Below are 18,783 nucleotides of genomic sequence, written 5' to 3'. Positions count from 1 at the left end.
GAACGGGGAGCCGGGCCGTCGTACGGACCGAGAGCGGGGGAGGCTCAGGCCTCACCCATCACCAGGCCCTCGATCGTGTGCTTCTGGGTGATCGGGGTGAGCTCGTCGACGACCGGGCACGACAGGTGGTCGCGGACCCGCTGGGGGAGGTTCTCCCAGTAGGTGCGAGTCACCGCGAGGTCGTGGTGCTCGTCGTTGCCGGCGCCGGGGGCGTCGACGCCGAGGACCAGCACGGGGCGGGACTTGGTCGACTCGTTCTTGGTGCCGCGGTGGACGGTGAGCGCGGAGCGGGCGGAGATGTCACCCATCTGCGGGTACTTCCGCACGGCGCGCTCCTCGAAGCGGCCGTACTCCTTCTTCAGCGGGAACATCCCGTGGTTGAACTCCTCGCCCTTGTCCCAGTGCGTGCCGGGGGCGACCTCGAAGGGACCCATGTCCTCCTCGGTGTCGACGCAGGTCACGTTGAAGGCGAGCGAGGTCAGGCGGCCCTCCTCGGTGGTCTCCTTCGGGCTGGGGAAGTCCCGGTGCCAGGGCTGGTTCTTCGCGCCCTCGAAGGGGATGTCGAAGCCGACCTCGACGATCTTGTAGTCGGGGCCGAGGATCGCCTCGCACGTGGCGCGGACCCACGGGTGGTCGACGAGGTCGACGAAGCCGCGCAGCGCCTCGGGGTGGATCTCCACGTAGTAGCGGTTCGGGCCGCGACCGACCGAGCCACCCTCGCGGGACTGGGCCTCCTCGAAGGCCGCCTCGACGTCCTCGCGCAGCTGCTCGACCCACTCACGGGAGAAGGCGCCCTTGCAGCCGATGATCCCGTCCTCGTGGATCGTCTTGCGGATCGTCTCGGTGTCGATCGGTACGTCGAGTGCTGCGGTGGTCATGGGTCCTCCCGGGATGGCGGTGGTCGGTCGTCGTGCTCGGCGGTGTGATCTCCGGTACCCAGTTTGCAACGTTGCAATGCCACGTTGCAATACCCTGCACCGAAGAACTTCGCGAACCACCCGGAAGGAGGAGCGCATGAGCCGGGCCAACCTGCGCGACGTCGCCGAGCGGGCGGGCGTCAGCGTGCGCACGGTCTCCAACGTGGTGAACACCCCTGACGTCGTCGCGACCACGACGCGGGAGCGCGTCCAGCGGGCCATCGAGGAGCTCGGCTACCGGCCCAACATCGCGGCCCGCCAGCTGCGCCGGGGGCGTGGCGACGTCATCGGGCTGGTCGTGCCCGAGATCGACTCGCCCTACTTCGCCGAGCTGGCCGCACACGTCGTCCGGGCGGCCGAGGAGCTCGGCTGGACGGTCCTGGTCGAGCAGACCGACGGCGATCCTGCCCGCGAGCGCGACCTGCTCGACGGGGCGCGGGGGCACGGCGTCGACGGTGTGGTCTTCAGCCCGTGGTCGCTGACCCCGGCCGAGGTGTCGCGACGCGCCGGCGCGCCCCCGGTGGTGATGCTGGGGGAGCAGGCCGGTTTCGGCCACGTGGACCGCGTCGCCATCGACAACCAGGCCGCCGCCCGCGAAGCGACCACCCACCTGGTCGCGTCCGGCCGCCGCAGGATCGCCGCCGTCGGACTGCAACCCCACCTGAGCAACGAGACGGCCCGCCACCGCCGGGCCGGCTACCGGGAGGCCCTCGCGGCCGGCGGCCTGGCCGTGGACACCGCCCTCGAGGTGCCGGTCGACCGGCTGCACCACGCCGACGGGGTGCGCGCCATGGAGGCGCTGCTCGACCTCGCCGAGCCCCCCGACGCGGTCTTCTGCTTCACCGACCAGCTCGCGCTCGGGGCGCTGCGCGCGTGCGCCACCCGGGGCCTGCGGGTGCCCGAGGACGTCGCGCTCGTCGGCTTCGACGACATCGAGGCCGGGCGCTACTCCGTGCCGGCCCTCACCACGGTCGCGCCGGACAAGCAGCGGCTCGCCGAGCTCGCGCTGGCCACCCTGGCCGAGCGGATCGCCGACCGGTCGCTGCCCGGTCGCGACCTGGTCGTCCCGCACACCTTGGTCGTGCGGGAGAGCGCCCCCGCGTGAGCGCCGGCACCGGTCGGCGCGCGACGCCGGAACCGGTTCGCGGGCGGCGTACGCCCCTTCCTAGACTGACCGCTTGACCGGGCCAGCCCGTCGACACCCCGGCCACCAGCTTCGAGAGGCGCCCCATGTCCGGACCCAACACCGACTACGACCCCGTGGAGGTCACTCCCTTGAAGCCCGAGGAGGTCGAGTCGGCGCGTGACGCCGCGCTCGCCGCCATCGCCGCCGCGACCGACCTCGCCGAGCTCAAGCAGGTCCGCATCGACCACACGGGCGACCGGTCGCCGCTGGCGCTGGCCAACCGCGAGATCGGCGCGCTGCCGCCGCAGGCCCGCAAGGAGGCCGGCCAGCGCATCGGCCAGGCGCGCGGCGCGGTCGCGAAGGCGCTGGGGGAGCGGCAGGCCGTGCTCGAGGTCGAGCACGAGGAGCGGATGCTGGTCGAGGAGACCGTCGACGTCACGCTGCCCACCGACCGCGTGCCCGCCGGTGCGCGGCACCCGCTGACGACCGGCGCCGAGCTGATCGCCGACATCTTCGTGGCGATGGGCTGGGAGGTCGCCGAGGGGCCGGTCATCGAGGCGGAGTGGCTAAACTTCGACGCGCTCAACCTCGGCCCGGACCACCCGGCGCGCACCATGCAGGACACGTTCTGGACCGACCCGCAGGACAACGGCGTCGTCCTGCGCACCCACACCTCCCCGGTCCAGGCGCGCACGATGCTGACCCGCACGCCCCCGATCTACGTCGTCTGCCCCGGCCGCGTCTTCCGCACCGACGAGTACGACGCCACGCACAGCCCGATGTTCCACCAGGTCGAGGGCCTCGCCATCGACGAGGGCATCACGATGGCGCACCTCAAGGGCACCCTGGACCACTTCGCCACCGCCATGTTCGGCGAGGGCATCACGACGCGCTTCCGCCCGTCGTTCTTCCCCTTCACCGAGCCCTCGGCCGAGGTCGACCTGCTCTGCTTCGTGTGCCGCGGCGCCGGCGAGCTCGACGGCGCGCGCTGCCGCACCTGCCGGGGCGAGGGTTGGATCGAGTGGGGCGGCTGCGGCGTCGTCAACCCCCGCGTGCTGACCGCCTGCGGCGTCGACGCGGAGCGCTACACCGGCTTCGCGTTCGGCATGGGCATCGACCGCACCCTGATGTTCCGCCACGGCGTGGAGGACCTCCGCGGGTTCTTCGAGGGCGACGTCCGGTTCACCACCGCTTTCGGAAGCGAGCTCTGAGCACCCGATGAAGACCCCTGTCTCCTGGATCCGCGAGTACGTCGACCTCCCGACCGACCTCACCACCGAGGCCCTCGCCGCCGAGCTGACCGACCTCGGCCTGAAGCTCGAGGCGATCGAGAAGCCCGGCGACCAGATCACCGGCCCGCTCGTCGTCGGCCGCGTGCTCACGATGGACCCCGAGCCGCAGAAGAACGGCAAGACGATCAACTGGTGCACCGTCGACGTCGGCGACGCCAACGGCACCGGCGAGCCCCAGGGGATCGTCTGCGGCGCGCACAACTTCGCGCCCGGCGACCTCGTCGTGGTGGTCCTGCCCGGTGGCGTGCTGCCCGGCGGCTTCGCGATCTCCGCGCGCAAGACCTACGGCCATGTCTCGGCCGGCATGATCTGCTCGGCCCGCGAGCTCGGCCTCGGCGAGGACCACGACGGGATCATCGTGCTCCCGCAGGACGCCGGAAAGCCGGGGGAGAGCGCCTTCGGCGTGCTCGGCCTCGACGAGGAGGTCATCGAGTTCGAGATCAACCCCGACCGGGCCTATGCGCTGTCGCTGCGCGGCGTCGCCCGCGAGGCGGCCCTGGCGTACGACGCGTGGTACACCGACCCGACGCAGCGCGACGTCCCGCCCGCCGATGACCAGGGGTACCCGGTCGTCGTCGAGGACCCGGCCGGCTGCCCGGTGTTCGTCGCGCGCACCGTCTCCGGCTTCGACCCGGCCGCGCCGACCCCGGACTGGATGGTCCAGCGGATCCAGCTGGCCGGCATGCGGCCGATCTCGTTGGCGGTCGACGTCACCAACTACGTGATGCTCGAGACCGGCCGGCCGATCCACGGCTACGACGCCGACAAGCTGCAGGGCACGGTCCGCGTGCGTCGTGCCCGTGAGGGCGAGCGGCTGACCACGCTGGACGGCACCGACCGGGCGCTGTCGACCGAGGACCTGGTCGTCACCGACGACTCGGGGATCATCGGTCTCGGCGGCGTCATGGGCGGCGAGGCGACCGAGATGTCGGCGACCACCACCCGGGTGCTGGTCGAGGCTGCGCACTGGGACGCGGTCGCGATGTTCCGCACCGGCAAGCGCCACAAGATCTCCTCCGAGGCCGGCAAGCGCAACGAGCGCGGCGTCGACCCGACGATCTGCGAGGCCGCGGCCGACCGGGTGGTCGAGCTGCTGACGACGTACGGCGGCGGGATGGCCGAGCCCGGCGTCACCGTCGTCGGCACGCCGCCGGAGCCGACCACGATCACGATCGAGGCCGACCTCCCCGCCCGGGTGACCGGCATGGAGATCGACCCGGCCACGACGATCCGCCACCTGCGCGCCGTCGGCTGCGAGGTGGCCGAGGACGGCACCCGTCTGACCGCGACCGTCCCGCCGTGGCGGCCCGACCTCGTGGACCCCTTCGACCTGGTCGAGGAGGTCGCGCGGGTCGTCGGCTACGGCAACGTCCCCTCGGTCCTGCCGACGCCGGGCGCCGGTCGCGGCCTGACCCGCGCACAGCGGCTGCGCCGCCGCGTGGGCCGCACGCTCGCCGGCGCGGGCTGCGTGGAGGTCGTGAGCTTCCCCTTCGTTGGCGAGGCCGCCTTCGACCAGCTCGGCCTGCCGGCCGACGACCCGCTGCGCCACACCGTGCGGCTGGCCAACCCGCTCTCGAACGAGGAGCCGGCCTACACCACGACCCTCCTCCCCGGCCTGCTCAAGGCCGCCGCGCGCAACGTCGGGCGGGGCGCGACCGGGGTCGCGCTCTTCGAGACCGGCACCGTCGCGTTCCCCTCCGACCGGGGAGCGGCGCCGATCTACGGCGTCGACCGCCGCCCGACGGTCGAGGAGCTGGCCGCGCTGCTCGACGCGCTGCCGGCGCAGCCGCTGCACCTCGCGGTCGTCCTCGCCGGTGAGCGTGAGCGCGCCGGCTGGTGGGGCGAGGGCCGCGAGGCCGGCTGGGCCGACGCGATCGCGGTCGTCCGCCGCCTCGCCGCCGACCTCGGTGTCGCGGTGACGGTCGAGGCCGATGCCCGGATGCCGTGGCACCCGGGCCGCTGCGCCCGCGTGCTCGTCGACGGCACCGAGATCGGCCGAGCCGGCGAGCTGCACCCGAAGGTCTGTGCGTCCTTCGGCCTGCCGAAGCGCTCCGCCGCCGTCGAGCTCGACCTCGACGCGCTGCTGGCGCGTGCCGTCGACGTCGTCCCCGCGCCGGAGTTCTCCACCTACCCGGTCGCCAAGGAGGACGTCGCGCTCGTCGTCGACGACTCCGTCCGCGCCGCCGACGTGGAGGCCGCCCTGCGCGAGGGCGCCGGTGAGCTGCTCGAGTCGCTGCGGCTCTTCGACGTCTACACCGGCGAGCAGGTCGGTGAGGGACGCACGTCCCTCGCCTTCGCTCTGCGCTTCCGCGCACCGGACCGCACCCTCACCGAGGAGGAGACCGCCGCGGCCCGCGAGGCCGCCGTGGCCCGTGCGGCCGAGCTCACCGGAGCCCAGCAGCGCGCCTGACGGGGCCTGCTGGGCCGTTGGTGAGGGAGGCGCGCCAGCGCCTCCCGGGTGGTTGAGGAGCGCGCGCTGGCGTCTCCCGGCTGGTTGAGGAGCGCGCGCCAGCGTCTCCCGGCTGGTTGAGGAGCGCGCGCCAGCGTCTCCCGGGTGGTTGAGGAGCGCGCGCCAGCGTCTCCCGGGTGGTTGAGGAGCGCGCGCTGGCGCGCGTCTCGAAACCTGCCGGCCTACGTCCGCAGGTGGAAGGTGACCTGGTTGTCCGGGTGGATCGTGGCCTCGAACCGCGGGTCGTGGATGCGGGCGTGATGGCGAGGACACAGCAGCCGGGCGTTGTCCATGTTGGTCTTGCCGCCGGAGAGCCAGCTCTCGTCGTGGTGGGCGTGGCACAGGTGGGCGGGCCAGTCGCAGCCGACAGCAGTGCAGGTCTTCTGGGTGATCGCGAGCCCGCGGCGCTGGGCGCCGGAGAACAACCGGGCGGTGCGGCCGAGGTCGAGGAGCTCTGACGTCCTGCCGAGGACGGCGGGGATGAGGCCGGCTTCGCAGGCCATCCGCCGCGTCATCGAGGCCGAGATCGGCTCCCCGGACTCGAGCGTGGCTCGGCCGACGTCGCTCTCAAGGTCGGTGTAGTCGATGAGGACGACGACGGAGGCGTTGAGGCCGCCGAGCTGGGGGAGCTTGTCGGCGGGGAGGCGTTCGAGGAGCTCGCAGAACGCGTCCCCCATCCCGTCCGGGGACGGCCGTCGCTCGACCTCGGGCTCGCTCTCGTTCTTGGCCGCGGCTTGGTGCTTCGGCGCCGCGAAGGCGAGCAGCATCTTCCTGAGCATCTCTCCGTGCAGGGTCGGGATGGCGAACTTGCCGCGGTAGCTGCCTCGCCCGTCGGGACACATCGTCAACCACGCCGTGGCGCGCGCTTCGCGTTCCTCGCGTTCGAGGGCGCGGGCGTCGTGTTCCTCGCCGATCTCCGGGGCGACGACGGTGAGGACGTGCTTGGCGAGGATGGCCAGTGACTTGGGGTCGCGGTCGAGCGCCTCGTTGAGCAAGTGCTTCTCGGCCCGCTCCGGGATCGTCGGGTCGGGCAGGTCGTCGGGGAGCTTGTCGACGCACTCGGTGATCACCCGGGCGTGGTCAACGCTGATCGCGCCCTCCGCCAGCGCGCTGGCAGTGGGGGCGTGGCGGTCCAATGACTCGGCCAGCCGCATCCGCCGCTTCGCAGCCGGCCGGTCTTGGCGGGTCTCGTGGCCCCACCAGGACGCGGTGTCGGTCGCGCCGACCTTGTCCCCGACCGCGCGACGTTCGGCCTCGGCCGCGAGCCTGAGCTCGAGGGCCTCGACCTGCGCACGGAGGCGAGTCGCCTCCAGCAGCGCGGACGAGACCTCCGTGTCGGACATCTGCCACAGCTGAGAGCTGCACGCCGAACGGGCCTTCTTCCGAGACTTCGCGACCGCGCGGCACACCGGGTGCGCGGTGGGTCGGGAATCCTTGGCCATGGGTCTACTCAAGCAGCGACCACCGACAGTCACGGCGCTGTTTCCCCAGGTCAGACCACCATTTGGACAACAATCTGAGGAAATTCTCGGCGGGTTTCGAGACGGGCCTGGCGGCCCTCCTAACCAGCCGGTACACCCACCGCGAGCCGGGAAGCAGCCGCGACCCACGGCGCCCCTCTCCCGCATAATTGCGCCTACCCCAGCCACCACGGCCCGCAAGCCGGAGGTCGGCTGCAGGCGCTCCCGCAGCGCTCAGTCGAGCGGCTGGGACACCGCCGCCCGGAAGGCGTCGTACGCCGCGGGGTCACCGGAGACGGTGACCCCGGTGACGTCGCGGCGGTTCCACAGCCAGGCGTCGAGGTCGGCGGCGGTGCCGGCGACGACGGCCGACGGGTCGGTGCCGGGGTCGTCGACGACCTGCAGGTGTGGCCCGTCGTGCTTCGTCCCGGTCTCCGGGTCGGTGCCGAGCAGCGTCCCGGGGCGGACCCAGATCGAGGCGTCGCGGTCGACCAGGTCGACCCGCACCGCGTGCCCCGAGGCGTCGAAGCGTCCCCAGGGCGGCGCGTCACCGCCGTACATCACGTCGAGCAGCTCGAGCACGCCGTCGGCCGCGAGCGCAGGATCGAGCGGCGTCACACAACGGGCGGTCTGCTCGGCGTCGAGACGGTGGACGAGCGCCTCGTGCGCCTGGCGGCGGTAGCTCGTGCCGACCGTCTGCACGGGCGCCCAGTGCCACGCCTCGGCGTCGGGCCCGGCCGCCTCGAGCTCGGCGACCAGCGACGCGGAGTGCTCGTCGAACGCCGCCAGCAGCCCGTCGTACGTCGCCGGGCGCTCCGGCTCGAGGGCGGACTCGCTCGGCGGGGCCGGCCGGGTGCGCACCGTCCGCGCCCAGAACCACTGGACCCCGGCGAGGTGCCAGAGCAGGTCCGCCGCGGTCCAGTCGGGGCACGCAGGCACCCGTGCGTCCGGGTCGCACGTGGCCAGCACCTCACGGAACCGGCGCGACTCGATGCGGATGTGGTCGAGGTAGACCGGGTACGGAAGGGCCAGTGAGAGCGTCATGCCCGCACGCTAGGCACGGGCACCGACGGTCCGCGACGTAGTTGGCGGGGCAGTTCGCGGCAGCAGCTCGCACCACCAGACCGCAGGGCGGGAACAGCGGGCCCGTGACCGACGCCACGCCGCCGGCCCGGACCCGCCGTCGTATATTCATCCGGAGTTCGGTATGGTCATGCACATGACCAGGAAGCGCGTCGCTGTCGCCGGAGCCAGCGGGTACGCCGGCGGGGAGCTGCTGAGGCACCTCCTCGCCCACCCGGACGTCGAGATCGGTGCCCTGACGGGCGCCTCCAACGCGGGGGAGCGCCTCGGTGTGCTCCAACCGCACCTGGTGCCACTCGCCGACCGGGTGCTCGACGAGACCAACCTCGGGACTCTCGGCGGCCACGACGTCGTCTTCCTCGCCCTCCCGCACGGCCAGTCCGGCGCGCTCGCCAACGAGCTCCAGGCGCAGGACGCCAGCACCGTCGTCATCGACTGCGGCGCCGACTTCCGCCTCGAGGACGCCGAGGAGTGGACCAAGTTCTACGGCGGCGACCACGCCGGCACCTGGCCCTACGGCCTCCCCGAGCTCCCCGGCCAGCGCGAGGTGCTGCGCGGCGCGACCCGGGTCGCGGTGCCCGGCTGCTACCCGACGGTCTCCACCCTGACGCTGGCCCCGGCGGTCGCCGCCGGCATCGTCGAGCCCGACGTCGTCGTGGTCGCCGCCTCGGGCACCAGCGGCGCCGGCAAGGCCGCCAAGCCGCACCTGCTCGGCAGCGAGGTGATGGGCAACGCCAGCGCCTACGGCGTCGGCGGCACCCACCGCCACACCCCCGAGATCACCCAGAACCTCACCGGCGTCCTCGCCGAGGCGACCGGGCGGAAGGTGACGGTCAGCTTCACCCCGCTGCTGGTCCCGATGCCGCGCGGCATCCTCGCGACCTGCTCGGCCCGCGTGGTCGACGGCGTCACCGCCGAGGACGTGCGCGAGACCTACGTCAAGGCCTACGCCGACGAGCCGTTCGTCCACGTGCTGCCCGAGGGTCTGTGGCCGCAGACGAAGTCGGTCATCGGCTCGAACGCCGTGCACGTGCAGGCCACGCTCGACGAGGCGGCCGGCCGGCTGGTCGCGGTCGGCGCGGTCGACAACCTCGCCAAGGGCACGGCCGGCGCCGCCGTCCAGTGCATGAACCTCGCCCTCGGGCTCGACGAGTCCACCGGCCTCACCACGATCGGAGTCGCGCCGTGAGTGTGACCACCCCCCAGGGCTTCCGCGCCGCCGGTGTCGAGGCCGGGCTGAAGAACAGCGGCGGCAAGGACGTCGCGCTCGTCGTCAATGACGGCCCCACCTACGACTCCGCCACGGTCTTCACCGCCAACCGCTGCAAGGCCAACCCGGTGCTGTGGAGCCAGGAGGTCGTCAAGGACGGCACCGTCCGCGCGGTCGTCCTCAACTCCGGTGGAGCCAACTGCTACACCGGCCCCGAGGGCTTCCAGACCACCCACGCGGTCGCCGAGCAGGTCGCCGGCCACCTCGGCTTCGGCGCTGTCGACGTCGTCGTCTGCTCGACCGGCCTGATCGGTCTCACCAACGACCGCCAGCAGCTGCTCGACGGTGTCGACGCGGCGTACGCCGGGTTGTCGGCCGACGGCGGACAGGACGCCGCCGAGGCGATCATGACCACCGACTCGGTCAGCAAGCAGGTCGTGGTCGAGGGCGCCGGGTGGTCGATCGGCGGGATGGCCAAGGGCGCCGGCATGCTCGCGCCGCAGCTGGCCACGATGCTGGTCGTGCTGACGACCGACGCGGTCGTGCCGGCCGCCGACCTCGACACCGCGCTGCGTGCCGCGACCCGCGTCTCGTTCGACCGGCTCGACTCCGACGGCTGCATGTCGACCAACGACACCGTGACGGTGATGGCCAGCGGTGCCAGCGGGATCACCCCGAGCCTGGACGACTTCACCCAGGCCCTGACCCAGGCGTGCACCGACCTCGCGATGCAGCTGCTCAAGGACGCCGAGGGCGCCGACCACGAGATCGCGATCACGACGCTCAACGCCGCCACCGAGGACGAGGCCGTCGAGGTCAGCCGGAGCGTGGCGCGCAGCAACCTGTTCAAGGCCGCGATCTTCGGCAACGACCCCAACTGGGGCCGCGTGCTGGCCAGCATCGGCACGACCACCGCCCAATTCGACCCCGCGGACCTCGACGTCGCGATGAACGGCGTCTGGGTCTGCAAGCAGTCCACGCCGCACGCCGACCCGACCGCCGTCGACCTGACGGCCCGCGAGGTCAGCGTCACGATCGACCTCAAGACCGGGTCCGAGCGGGCGACCGTCTGGACCAACGACCTCACCCACGCCTACGTCCACGAGAACAGCGCCTACTCCTCATGAACGACTCCAGCAGCCCGACGGGCGCCTTCGACACCAGCAAGCCCGACCAGGCCAAGGCCCGCACGCTCGCGGCCGCGCTGCCGTGGCTGAAGCAGTACCACGGCAAGATCGTGGTGGTGAAGTACGGCGGCAACGCCATGACCGACGACAGCCTCAAGCGCGCGTTCGCCGAGGACATCGCGTTCCTCCGCTTCGCCGGCTTCAAGCCCGTCGTCGTGCACGGCGGCGGCCCGCAGATCTCCGCGATGCTCGACAAGCTCGGGATCGAGTCGGAGTTCCGCGGCGGTCTCCGCGTCACCACCCCCGAGGCGATGGACGTGGTCCGGATGGTCCTCGTCGGCCAGGTCCAGCGCGAGCTGGTCGGCCTGATCAACGAGCACGGCCCGCTCGCGGTCGGCTGCTCGGGCGAGGACGCCGGCCTGTTCACCGCCGTCCCGGCCAGCACGGTCGTCGAGGGCGAGGAGGTCGACCTCGGCCTCGTCGGCGAGGTCACCAAGGTGCGGCCGGAGTCGGTGCTCGACCTGATCGAGGCCGGCCGGATCCCGGTCGTCTCCAGCGTCGCGCCCGACGTCCACGGCACCGTGCACAACGTCAACGCCGACACCGCGGCCGCCGCGCTCGCGGTCGCGCTCGGCGCCGAGAAGCTCCTCGTCCTCACCGACGTCGAGGGGCTCTACCTCGACTGGCCCGACCCCACCGACGTCATCGGCGAGATCGGCCCCGACGCGCTCGAGGAGATGATGCCGAGCCTCGCGTCCGGCATGGTCCCGAAGATGGGCGCCTGCCTCAAGGCGGTGCGCGGCGGCGTGCCCCGCGCCACCGTCGTCGACGGCCGCGAGCCGCACGCCGTCATCCTCGAGCTCTTCACCAAGGAGGGCGTCGGCACCCAGGTCCTCCCGGGTGTCGAGACCAAGACCCGGAAGGTGAGGGACGCCCAGTGAGCACCCTGGACCAGGCCCAGCAGCGGTACGCCGCCAGCCTGATGAACACCTTCGGCCCGCCCAAGCTGCAGCTGGTCCGCGGCGCGGGCGCCCACGTGTGGGACGCCGACGGCAACGAGTACGTCGACTACCTCGGTGGCATCGCCGTCAACGCCCTCGGCCACGCCCACCCGGCGCTGGTCGAGGCGGTCACCACCCAGCTGCAGACCCTCGGTCACGTGTCGAACTTCTTCACCACGGAGCCGCAGGTCGAGCTCGCCGAGAAGCTGCTCGAGCTGGTCGGCGGCGGCACCGCTGCCGACGGCCGGGTCTTCTTCACCAGCTCCGGCACCGAGGCCAACGAGGCGGCGTTCAAGCTGACCCGCCGCACCGGCCGCACCCACGTCGTCGCCACCGAGGGCGGCTTCCACGGCCGCACGATGGGCGCGCTCGCGCTGACCTCCAAGGAGGCCTACCGCACGCCGTTCGCGCCGCTGCCCGGCGACGTCACCTTCGTGCCGTACGGCGACGCCGACGCGCTCGCCGCGGCCGTCACCGACGAGACCGCCGCCGTCCTGGTCGAGCCGATCCAGGGCGAGGCCGGCGTCGTGGTGCCGCCCGCGGGCTACCTGGCCGCGGCCCGGAGCATCGCCGACGAGCACGGCGCCCTGCTGTGGATCGACGAGGTGCAGACCGGCATGGGCCGCACCGGTCGCTGGTTCGCCAGCGAGGGCGTGCGTCCGGACGTCCTCACCGTGGCCAAGGGCCTCGGCGGCGGCTTCCCGATCGGCGCCTGCATCGGTCTCGGCGAGGCCGGCGCGCTGCTCCAGCCCGGCAACCACGGCACGACCTTCGGCGGCAACCCGGTGGCCTGCGCGGCCGGCCTGGCCGTCATCCGCACCATCGAGGCCGAGGGGCTGCTCGAGCGCGCGACCGTGCTCGGCGAGCGCCTCCGGTCCGGCCTGGCCGCCGACGACCGCGTCACCGAGGTGCGCGGCGCCGGCCTGATGATCGGGCTCGACCTGTCCGCCGACGCCGCCGCCGAGGTGGTCGCCGCCGGCCTGCGCCACGGCTTCGTGCTCAACAACACCACCCCGGCACGGATCCGCCTGGTCCCGCCGCTCGTGCTCACCGACGCCGACGTCGACGCGCTGCTGGCCGCCTGGCCGGCGATCCTCGACGACGCGTACGCCGCCTCCGACGCCTCCGACGCCTCCGACATAGCAGCAGGGAAGGACTCCTGATGCGCCACCTCCTGCGCGACGACGACCTCACCCCGGCCGAGCAGGCCGAGGTGCTCGAGCTCGCCGCGACCATGAAGGCCGCGCCGTTCGAGCACCGCCCGCTCGGGGGCCCGCAGACCGTCGCGATGGTCTTCGACAAGCCCACGCTGCGCACCCAGGCCTCCTTCGCGGCCGGGGTCGCCGAGCTGGGCGGCTTCCCGATGGTCGTCGACGGCCGCCTGGCCGGCATCGGCGAGCGCGAGTCGGTCGCCGACGTCGCCCGCATCCTGGGGCGCCAGGCCTCGGTGGTCGCCTGGCGCACCTTCGCCCAGACCGACCTGGAGGACATGGCCGAGCACGCCGGCGTACCCGTCGTCAACGCGCTCACCGACGACTTCCACCCCTGCCAGCTGCTGGCCGACCTGATGACGATCCGCGAGCACAAGCCGGAGCTCGCCGGGCTGACCGCGACGTTCTTCGGCGACGGTGCCTGCAACATGGGCAACTCGTGGCTGCTCGCGGGCACCACCGCCGGGATGCACGTGCGGATCAGCGCACCGGAGGGCTACACCCCGCCGCAGGACATCTTCGACCGGGCCCGCGAGATCGGTGAGCAGACCGGCGGCACCGCGACCTGGGTCGAGGACCCCCGCGAGGCCGCCGAGGGCAGCGACGTGGTCATCACCGACACGTGGGTCTCGATGGGCAAGGAGGAGGAGGCCGCGGCGCGCACCGAGGTGTTCGCGCCCTACTCCGTCACCCAGGCGCTCTTCGAGACCGCCAAGCCTGACGCGATCGCGATGCACTGCCTGCCGGCCTACCGCGGCAAGGAGATCGCCGCCGAGGTCCTCGACGGCATCCAGAGCGTCGTGTGGGACGAGGCGGAGAACCGCCGCCACGCCCAGAAGGCCGTCCTCGCCTGGCTGCTCGAGAAGGCCGCGGCGGGGGAGCGGTGATGACCGAGCACGCGCTGCGCCCGGCCACCAAGAACGCCCGGCACCGCCGGATCGTCGAGCTGGTCACGCACCGCGAGATCCGCTCGCAGTCCGAGCTGGCCGAGGCGCTGGCCGAGAGCGGCATGCGCGTCACCCAGGCGACGCTCTCGCGCGACCTGGTCGAGCTCGACGCGGTCAAGGTGCGTGCCTCCTCCGGCGCGCTCGTGTACGCCGTGCCCGCGGAGGGTGGCGACCGGCGACCGGCCGCCCCCACCGACACCGCCGCCGCCTCCCAGCGCCTGGCCCGCCTCCTCGGCGAGCTGCTGGTCTCGGCGGAGGCCAGCGCCAACCTGGTCGTCCTGCGCACCCCGCCGGGCGCCGCCCAGTTCCTCGGCTCCGCCTTCGACGGCGCCGGCCTGCCCGAGATCCTCGGCACCATCGCCGGGGACGACACGATCCTCGTCATCGGGCGCGACCCGGCCGGGGGCGACGCGCTCGCGCAGCGCTTCCTCGCCCTGGCCGACTCGTCCGCCCCCACCAGCCCCCTCAAGGAGTTCTGAACCGTGAGCAAGGTCCTCACCACCCTGCCGAAGGGCGAGCGCGTCGGCATCGCGTTCTCCGGCGGCCTCGACACGTCCGTCGCCGTCGCCTGGATGCGCGACAAGGGCGCCGTGCCCTGCACCTACACCGCCGACATCGGGCAGTACGACGAGCCCGACATCTCCGGCGTCCCCGACCGGGCGATGCAGTACGGCGCCGAGCTCGCGCGCGCCGTCGACTGCCGCGGCCCGTTGGTCGAGGAGGGCCTGGCCGCCCTCGCGTGCGGCGCGTTCCACATCCGCTCCGGCGGCCGCGCCTACTTCAACACCACCCCGCTGGGCCGCGCCGTCACCGGCACGATGCTGGTCCGCGCGATGCAGGCCGACGGCGTCGACATCTGGGGCGACGGCTCGACCTTCAAGGGCAACGACATCGAGCGGTTCTACCGCTACGGCCTGCTGGCCAACCCCGACCTGCGCATCTACAAGCCGTGGCTCGACCACGAGTTCGTCACCGAGCTCGGCGGCCGCGCGGAGATGAGCCAGTGGCTCACCGAGCACGGCCTGCCCTACCGCGACAGCAAGGAGAAGGCCTACTCCACCGACGCTAACATCTGGGGCGCGACGCACGAGGCCAAGACCCTCGAGCACCTCGACGTCTCGCTGGAGACCGTCGAGCCGATCATGGGCGTGAAGTTCTGGGACCCCACGGTCGACATCGCGACCGAGGACGTCTCGATCCGCTTCGAGGCGGGCCGTCCGGTGGCGATCAACGGCACGACGTACGACGACGCGGTGGCGCTGGTCCACGAGGCCAACACCATCGGCGGCCGCCACGGCCTCGGCATGTCGGACCAGATCGAGAACCGGATCATCGAGGCCAAGTCGCGCGGCATCTACGAGGCGCCGGGCATGGCGCTGCTGTGGATCGCCTACGAGCGGCTGGTCAACGCCGTCCACAACGAGGACACCATCGCCAGCTACCACAGCGAGGGCCGCCGCCTCGGCCGGCTGCTCTACGAGGGCCGGTGGCTGGACCCGCAGGCGCTGATGATCCGCGAGTCCATCCAGCGCTGGATCGCCTCGCTGGTCACCGGCGAGGTCGTCGTCCGGCTGCGCCGCGGCGAGGACTACACCGTGCTGAGCACCGACGGCCCGGCGTTCTCCTACCACCCCGACAAGCTGTCGATGGAGCGCACCGAGAACGCCGCGTTCGGCCCGACCGACCGGATCGGCCAGCTGACGATGCGCAACCTCGACATCGCCGACTCCCGCGCCAAGCTCGAGCAGTACGCCGGGCAGCCGCTCGACCAGGGCCAGGTGCTCGTCGAGAACGGCACGCTCTTCGGCGAGCTGCCCGCGGGCGGCTACGACCGGATCACCGACAACCCGGCGTACGCCACCGGCACCGAGGAGGACGCGCTCGACGCGGCGGCGATGGAGTTCGGCACCGACTGATGGAGCGGCCTGACGCGACGACGGGGGCGGCCTCGACCCGGCCGGTCCGCGAGCGCACCTGCGCCCGCGTGCTGCCGGTCAACGCCGCCGGCGAGGTCCTGCTGCTGCACGGGTGGGACCCCGTCGACCCCGGCTCGCCGTACTGGTTCTCCATCGGTGGCGGGGCCGACCCGGGCGAGCCCCTGGTCGAGGCCGCCGCGCGCGAGATGCACGAGGAGACCGGGCTGGTCGTGGCCGCGTCCGACCTGGTCGGGCCGGTCCACCACGAGGTCGTCGCGTTCGACTGGGGGCTGTGGCACCTGGTGCAGGACCAGACCTACTTCGCCGTCCGGCTCGACCTCGCGCCGGGGGAGGAGGTCCACTTCGGCGGCCTGGAGCCGCTCGAGGTGGGCACGATCGACCGGGCCGCGTGGTGGACGCCCGAGGCGCTGGACGAGGATGGCACCGCCGTGAGCGAGGACCTCACGACGATCATGCGGGCCGCGGTCGACGCGGTCGGAGGAGGCAGGTAAGTGAGCACCACCAACGAGGGCAAGCTCTGGGGCGGACGGTTCGCCGGCGGTCCCTCGCCCGAGCTCGACGCGCTCTCGCGCTCGACGCACTTCGACTGGCGGCTCACCCCCTACGACCTGGCCGGGTCCCGCGCGCACGCCAACGCGCTGCACCGCGCGGGCCTGCTCTCCGACGCCGACCTGGCCGAGCTCCAGCGCGGGCTCGACGTGCTGGGGGAGCGGTACGCCGCCGGCGAGCTCCACCCGGACCACTCCGACGAGGACGTCCACGGCGCGCTCGAGCGGCTCCTCCTCGAGGAGGTCGGCCCCGAGGTCGGCGGGCGCCTGCGCGCCGGCCGCAGCCGCAACGACCAGATCGCCACCCTGTTCAAGGTCTTCCTGCGCGACCACGCCCGCGTCGTCGCCGGCCAGGTCCTCGACCTCGTCGACGTGCTGGCCGGGCAGGCCCGGGAGCACCTCGAGCCGGAGCCGACGATCATGCCCGGCCGCACCCACCTCCAGCACGCCCAGCCGGTGCTGCTGTCCCACCACCTGATGGCGCACGCGTGGCCGCTGCTGCGCGACGTCGACCGGCTGCTCGACTGGGACGCGCGGGTCGCCGCCGACTCGCCGTACGGCTCCGGGGCGCTGGCCGGCCAGTCCCTCGGCCTCGACCCGACCGGGGTGGCCGCCGAGCTCGGCTTCACCGGCTCCACCGCCAACTCCATCGACGGCACCGCCTCGCGCGACTTCGTCGCCGAGCTCGCCTTCGTGGCCGCCCAGGTCGGCGTGGACGTCAGCCGGATGGCCGAGGAGGTCATCCTCTGGGCCACCAAGGAGTTCGGCTTCGTCACGCTGCACGACTCCTGGTCGACGGGGTCGAGCATCATGCCGCAGAAGAAGAACCCCGACATCGCCGAGCTCGCCCGCGGCAAGGCCGGCCGCGTCATCGGCAACCTGTCCGGGCTGATGGCCACGCTCAAGGCGCTGCCGCTGGCCTACAACCGCGACCTCCAGGAGGACAAGGAGCCGGTCTTCGACTCCGTCGACACCCTCGAGGTGCTCCTGCCCGCCTTCACCGGCATGGTCGCGACGCTCGTCTTCGACCGCGAGCGGCTGGCCGAGCTCGCCCCGCAGGGGTTCTCGCTGGCGACCGACGTCGCGGAGTGGCTGGTCCGCCAGGACGTGCCGTTCCGGGTCGCGCACGAGCTCGCCGGCGCCTGCGTGCGCGAGTGCGAGCAGCACGGCATCGAGCTGCACGAGCTGAGCGACGAGCAGCTCGCCGCCATCTCGCCCCACCTGACCCCGGCGGTGCGCGAGGTGCTGACCGCCGGGGGCTCGGTCGCCTCCCGCGACGGGCGCGGCGGGACCGCTCCGGTGCGGGTGCGCGAGCAGCTGGTCGAGCTCACCGAGCGCGCGGCGTCGTACCGTGCCCGGCTCGCCTGAGGCCCACGACTCACTGGCCGGCTTCCTCGCGGGGCCGGTCGACCAGGTCGCGCCCAGGCTGCTGGGGGCGGTCGTCCGCCACGGCGGGGTCGCCGTCCGGCTCACCGAGGTCGAGGCGTATGCCGGCCCGGCCGATCCCGGCTCGCACGCGTACCGGGGGATGACCCGGCGCAACGCGACGATGTTCGGCCCGCCGGTGCACCTCTACTGCTACTTCACCTACGGCATGCACGTGTGCTGCAACGTGGTCACCGGGCCCGAGGGCGACCCCAGCGCCGTGCTGCTGCGCGCCGGGGAGGTCGTCGAGGGGATCGAGCTCGCCCGCGAGCGACGACCCGGGTCGACCGACCGCGACCTGGCTCGCGGGCCCGCGCGGCTGTGCCGGGCGCTGGGCATCACCCTCGACCACGACGGCACCGACCTGGCCGCCGGGCCGATCCTGCTCGAGCCCGGTACGTCGCCGGCGGAGGTCTCCACCGGACCGCGGGTCGGCCTGCGGGGTGCACCCGAGCGGCCCTGGCGGTTCTGGCAGACCGGGCACCCGACGGTCTCGGCGTACCGTCCCGCGAAGCCCCGCTGACCTGCGCTCGAGCGGGCGCGCGCAGACGATTTGGCGTCCGCCGGGGTCGCATGTAATGTTCTCTCTCGCCGCAGGACGCGGTTCCCGCCCCGGCCGACAGGCTGGTGGCTCACGGGGATCGTTGTTTCCGGCTCGGATCCTCCGGATCGCCCAGCTCTCGGAGTTGCGCAGGAGGATCGGAACCGGTAAGTTTCTGCAGGTTGCCTCCGGGCCGGCCCGCAAGGGTCTGGACGGAGTGTGCGTGATCCTTGAGAACTCAACAGTGTGTCATAGTCGACGAATTAGTTTGTTATGCCCCGTCGACTGCATGTCGCCTTTGGTGGTGTGTGGTTGATGGTTTCTTTGACAATGATTCTGACAATTGATTTGTCAGTGTCGTCTGTCAGGGCATCTCTTTTTCTGACACGCCTGTATGGGTGTGTTGGTGTTGTTTTTCAACGGAGAGTTTGATCCTGGCTCAGGACGAACGCTGGCGGCGTGCTTAACACATGCAAGTCGAGCGGTAAGGCTCCTTCGGGGGTACACGA

The 18,783-nt window shown here is 72.6% G+C and carries 16 protein-coding genes and 1 rRNA gene; 14 read left to right on the top strand and 3 right to left on the bottom strand.

Features of this window, described 5'->3' with window-relative positions; translation table 11 throughout:
- Nucleotides 1–44: 44 nt before the first annotated feature.
- Nucleotides 45–878 (bottom strand): phytanoyl-CoA dioxygenase family protein, encoded by an 834-nt coding sequence (locus tag QWY29_RS09105; protein ID WP_300960414.1) that lies wholly within the window; start codon nucleotides 876–878, stop codon nucleotides 45–47.
- A 136-nt stretch (nucleotides 879–1,014) separates the two neighbouring features.
- On the opposite strand from QWY29_RS09105, the gene QWY29_RS09100 reads away from it, so the two are divergent.
- The 3 genes from QWY29_RS09100 to pheT all read left to right on the top strand — a co-directional run bounded on the left by QWY29_RS09100 (nucleotide 1,015) and on the right by pheT (nucleotide 5,745).
- Nucleotides 1,015–2,022 (top strand): LacI family DNA-binding transcriptional regulator, encoded by a 1,008-nt coding sequence (locus QWY29_RS09100; RefSeq protein WP_300960413.1) that lies wholly within the window; start codon nucleotides 1,015–1,017, stop codon nucleotides 2,020–2,022.
- A 125-nt stretch (nucleotides 2,023–2,147) separates the two neighbouring features.
- Entirely contained in the window at nucleotides 2,148–3,254 is a 1,107-nt protein-coding gene (pheS, locus tag QWY29_RS09095) for a phenylalanine--tRNA ligase subunit alpha (protein ID WP_300960412.1), read from the top strand.
- A gap of 7 nt (nucleotides 3,255–3,261) precedes the next feature.
- A complete protein-coding gene (pheT, locus tag QWY29_RS09090) occupies nucleotides 3,262–5,745 on the top strand; it encodes a phenylalanine--tRNA ligase subunit beta (protein WP_300960411.1) in 2,484 nt (827 codons plus the stop codon).
- 221 nt (nucleotides 5,746–5,966) lie between these two features.
- Here pheT and QWY29_RS09085 read toward each other — a convergent pair whose 3' ends face one another.
- On the bottom strand, nucleotides 5,967–7,127 hold the full coding sequence (locus tag QWY29_RS09085; protein ID WP_300960410.1) for an HNH endonuclease signature motif containing protein: 1,161 nt from the start codon (nucleotides 7,125–7,127) through the stop codon (nucleotides 5,967–5,969).
- A 351-nt stretch (nucleotides 7,128–7,478) separates the two neighbouring features.
- Complete coding sequence (locus QWY29_RS09080; RefSeq protein WP_300960409.1) at nucleotides 7,479–8,288, bottom strand: maleylpyruvate isomerase family mycothiol-dependent enzyme; 810 nt, start codon at nucleotides 8,286–8,288, stop codon at nucleotides 7,479–7,481.
- A gap of 169 nt (nucleotides 8,289–8,457) precedes the next feature.
- Between QWY29_RS09080 and argC the strand changes: the two genes are divergently transcribed.
- From argC to QWY29_RS09025, 11 genes are all read left to right on the top strand, one after another.
- Nucleotides 8,458–9,516: an N-acetyl-gamma-glutamyl-phosphate reductase gene (gene argC / locus QWY29_RS09075; RefSeq protein ID WP_439117415.1), complete on the top strand. Its 1,059-nt coding sequence runs from the start codon at nucleotides 8,458–8,460 to the stop codon at nucleotides 9,514–9,516.
- Nucleotides 9,513–10,664, top strand: a complete 1,152-nt coding sequence (gene argJ / locus QWY29_RS09070; RefSeq protein WP_300960407.1) for a bifunctional glutamate N-acetyltransferase/amino-acid acetyltransferase ArgJ — start codon at nucleotides 9,513–9,515, stop codon at nucleotides 10,662–10,664. The genes argC and argJ overlap by 4 nt, the downstream gene beginning before the upstream one ends.
- The gene (argB, locus tag QWY29_RS09065) at nucleotides 10,661–11,605 is read left to right on the top strand and encodes an acetylglutamate kinase (protein WP_300960406.1); all 945 of its coding nucleotides are present in this window, start codon (nucleotides 10,661–10,663) and stop codon (nucleotides 11,603–11,605) included. The genes argJ and argB overlap by 4 nt, the downstream gene beginning before the upstream one ends.
- Nucleotides 11,602–12,828, top strand: coding sequence for an acetylornithine transaminase (locus tag QWY29_RS09060; protein WP_300960405.1), 1,227 nt, complete (start codon nucleotides 11,602–11,604; stop codon nucleotides 12,826–12,828). Before argB ends, QWY29_RS09060 begins: the two co-directional genes overlap by 4 nt.
- Nucleotides 12,825–13,763 carry an ornithine carbamoyltransferase gene (argF, locus tag QWY29_RS09055; RefSeq protein ID WP_300960774.1) on the top strand — a complete coding sequence of 313 codons (939 nt, stop codon included), beginning with the start codon at nucleotides 12,825–12,827 and terminating at the stop codon, nucleotides 13,761–13,763. The genes QWY29_RS09060 and argF overlap by 4 nt, the downstream gene beginning before the upstream one ends.
- Nucleotides 13,763–14,302, top strand: a complete 540-nt coding sequence (locus QWY29_RS09050; RefSeq protein ID WP_186345075.1) for an arginine repressor — start codon at nucleotides 13,763–13,765, stop codon at nucleotides 14,300–14,302. Before argF ends, QWY29_RS09050 begins: the two co-directional genes overlap by 1 nt.
- Before the next feature lie 3 nt (nucleotides 14,303–14,305).
- Complete coding sequence (gene argG / locus QWY29_RS09045) at nucleotides 14,306–15,739, top strand: argininosuccinate synthase (protein WP_300960404.1); 1,434 nt, start codon at nucleotides 14,306–14,308, stop codon at nucleotides 15,737–15,739.
- Complete coding sequence (locus tag QWY29_RS09040; RefSeq protein WP_300960403.1) at nucleotides 15,739–16,251, top strand: NUDIX hydrolase; 513 nt, start codon at nucleotides 15,739–15,741, stop codon at nucleotides 16,249–16,251. Before argG ends, QWY29_RS09040 begins: the two co-directional genes overlap by 1 nt.
- Nucleotides 16,252–17,676: an argininosuccinate lyase gene (gene argH, locus QWY29_RS09035; protein WP_300960402.1), complete on the top strand. Its 1,425-nt coding sequence runs from the start codon at nucleotides 16,252–16,254 to the stop codon at nucleotides 17,674–17,676.
- Nucleotides 17,660–18,256, top strand: a complete 597-nt coding sequence (locus QWY29_RS09030) for a DNA-3-methyladenine glycosylase (protein WP_300960401.1) — start codon at nucleotides 17,660–17,662, stop codon at nucleotides 18,254–18,256. Before argH ends, QWY29_RS09030 begins: the two co-directional genes overlap by 17 nt.
- Before the next feature lie 434 nt (nucleotides 18,257–18,690).
- Nucleotides 18,691–18,783 (top strand): 16S ribosomal RNA (locus QWY29_RS09025); the annotation flags it as partial.

The sequence above is a fragment of the Nocardioides abyssi genome (genome assembly GCF_030412915.1).
GTDB lineage: Bacteria > Actinomycetota > Actinomycetes > Propionibacteriales > Nocardioidaceae > Nocardioides > Nocardioides abyssi.
This window is presented reverse-complemented; position numbering and strand designations above follow the sequence as displayed.

Excerpts from the sequence above, each read along its gene's own strand:
- argB (WP_300960406.1), top strand. The coding sequence starts at position 10,661 with ATGAACGACTCCAGCAGCCCGACGGGCGCCTTCGACACCAGCAAGCCC.
- pheT (WP_300960411.1), top strand. The coding sequence starts at position 3,262 with ATGAAGACCCCTGTCTCCTGGATCCGCGAGTACGTCGACCTCCCGACC.
- QWY29_RS09100 (WP_300960413.1), top strand. The coding sequence starts at position 1,015 with ATGAGCCGGGCCAACCTGCGCGACGTCGCCGAGCGGGCGGGCGTCAGC.
- QWY29_RS09040 (WP_300960403.1), top strand. The coding sequence starts at position 15,739 with ATGGAGCGGCCTGACGCGACGACGGGGGCGGCCTCGACCCGGCCGGTC.
- QWY29_RS09080 (WP_300960409.1), bottom strand. The coding sequence starts at position 8,288 with ATGACGCTCTCACTGGCCCTTCCGTACCCGGTCTACCTCGACCACATC.
- QWY29_RS09050 (WP_186345075.1), top strand. The coding sequence starts at position 13,763 with ATGACCGAGCACGCGCTGCGCCCGGCCACCAAGAACGCCCGGCACCGC.
- argC (WP_439117415.1), top strand. The coding sequence starts at position 8,458 with ATGCACATGACCAGGAAGCGCGTCGCTGTCGCCGGAGCCAGCGGGTAC.
- QWY29_RS09105 (WP_300960414.1), bottom strand. The coding sequence starts at position 878 with ATGACCACCGCAGCACTCGACGTACCGATCGACACCGAGACGATCCGC.
- pheS (WP_300960412.1), top strand. The coding sequence starts at position 2,148 with ATGTCCGGACCCAACACCGACTACGACCCCGTGGAGGTCACTCCCTTG.
- QWY29_RS09085 (WP_300960410.1), bottom strand. The coding sequence starts at position 7,127 with ATGTCCGACACGGAGGTCTCGTCCGCGCTGCTGGAGGCGACTCGCCTC.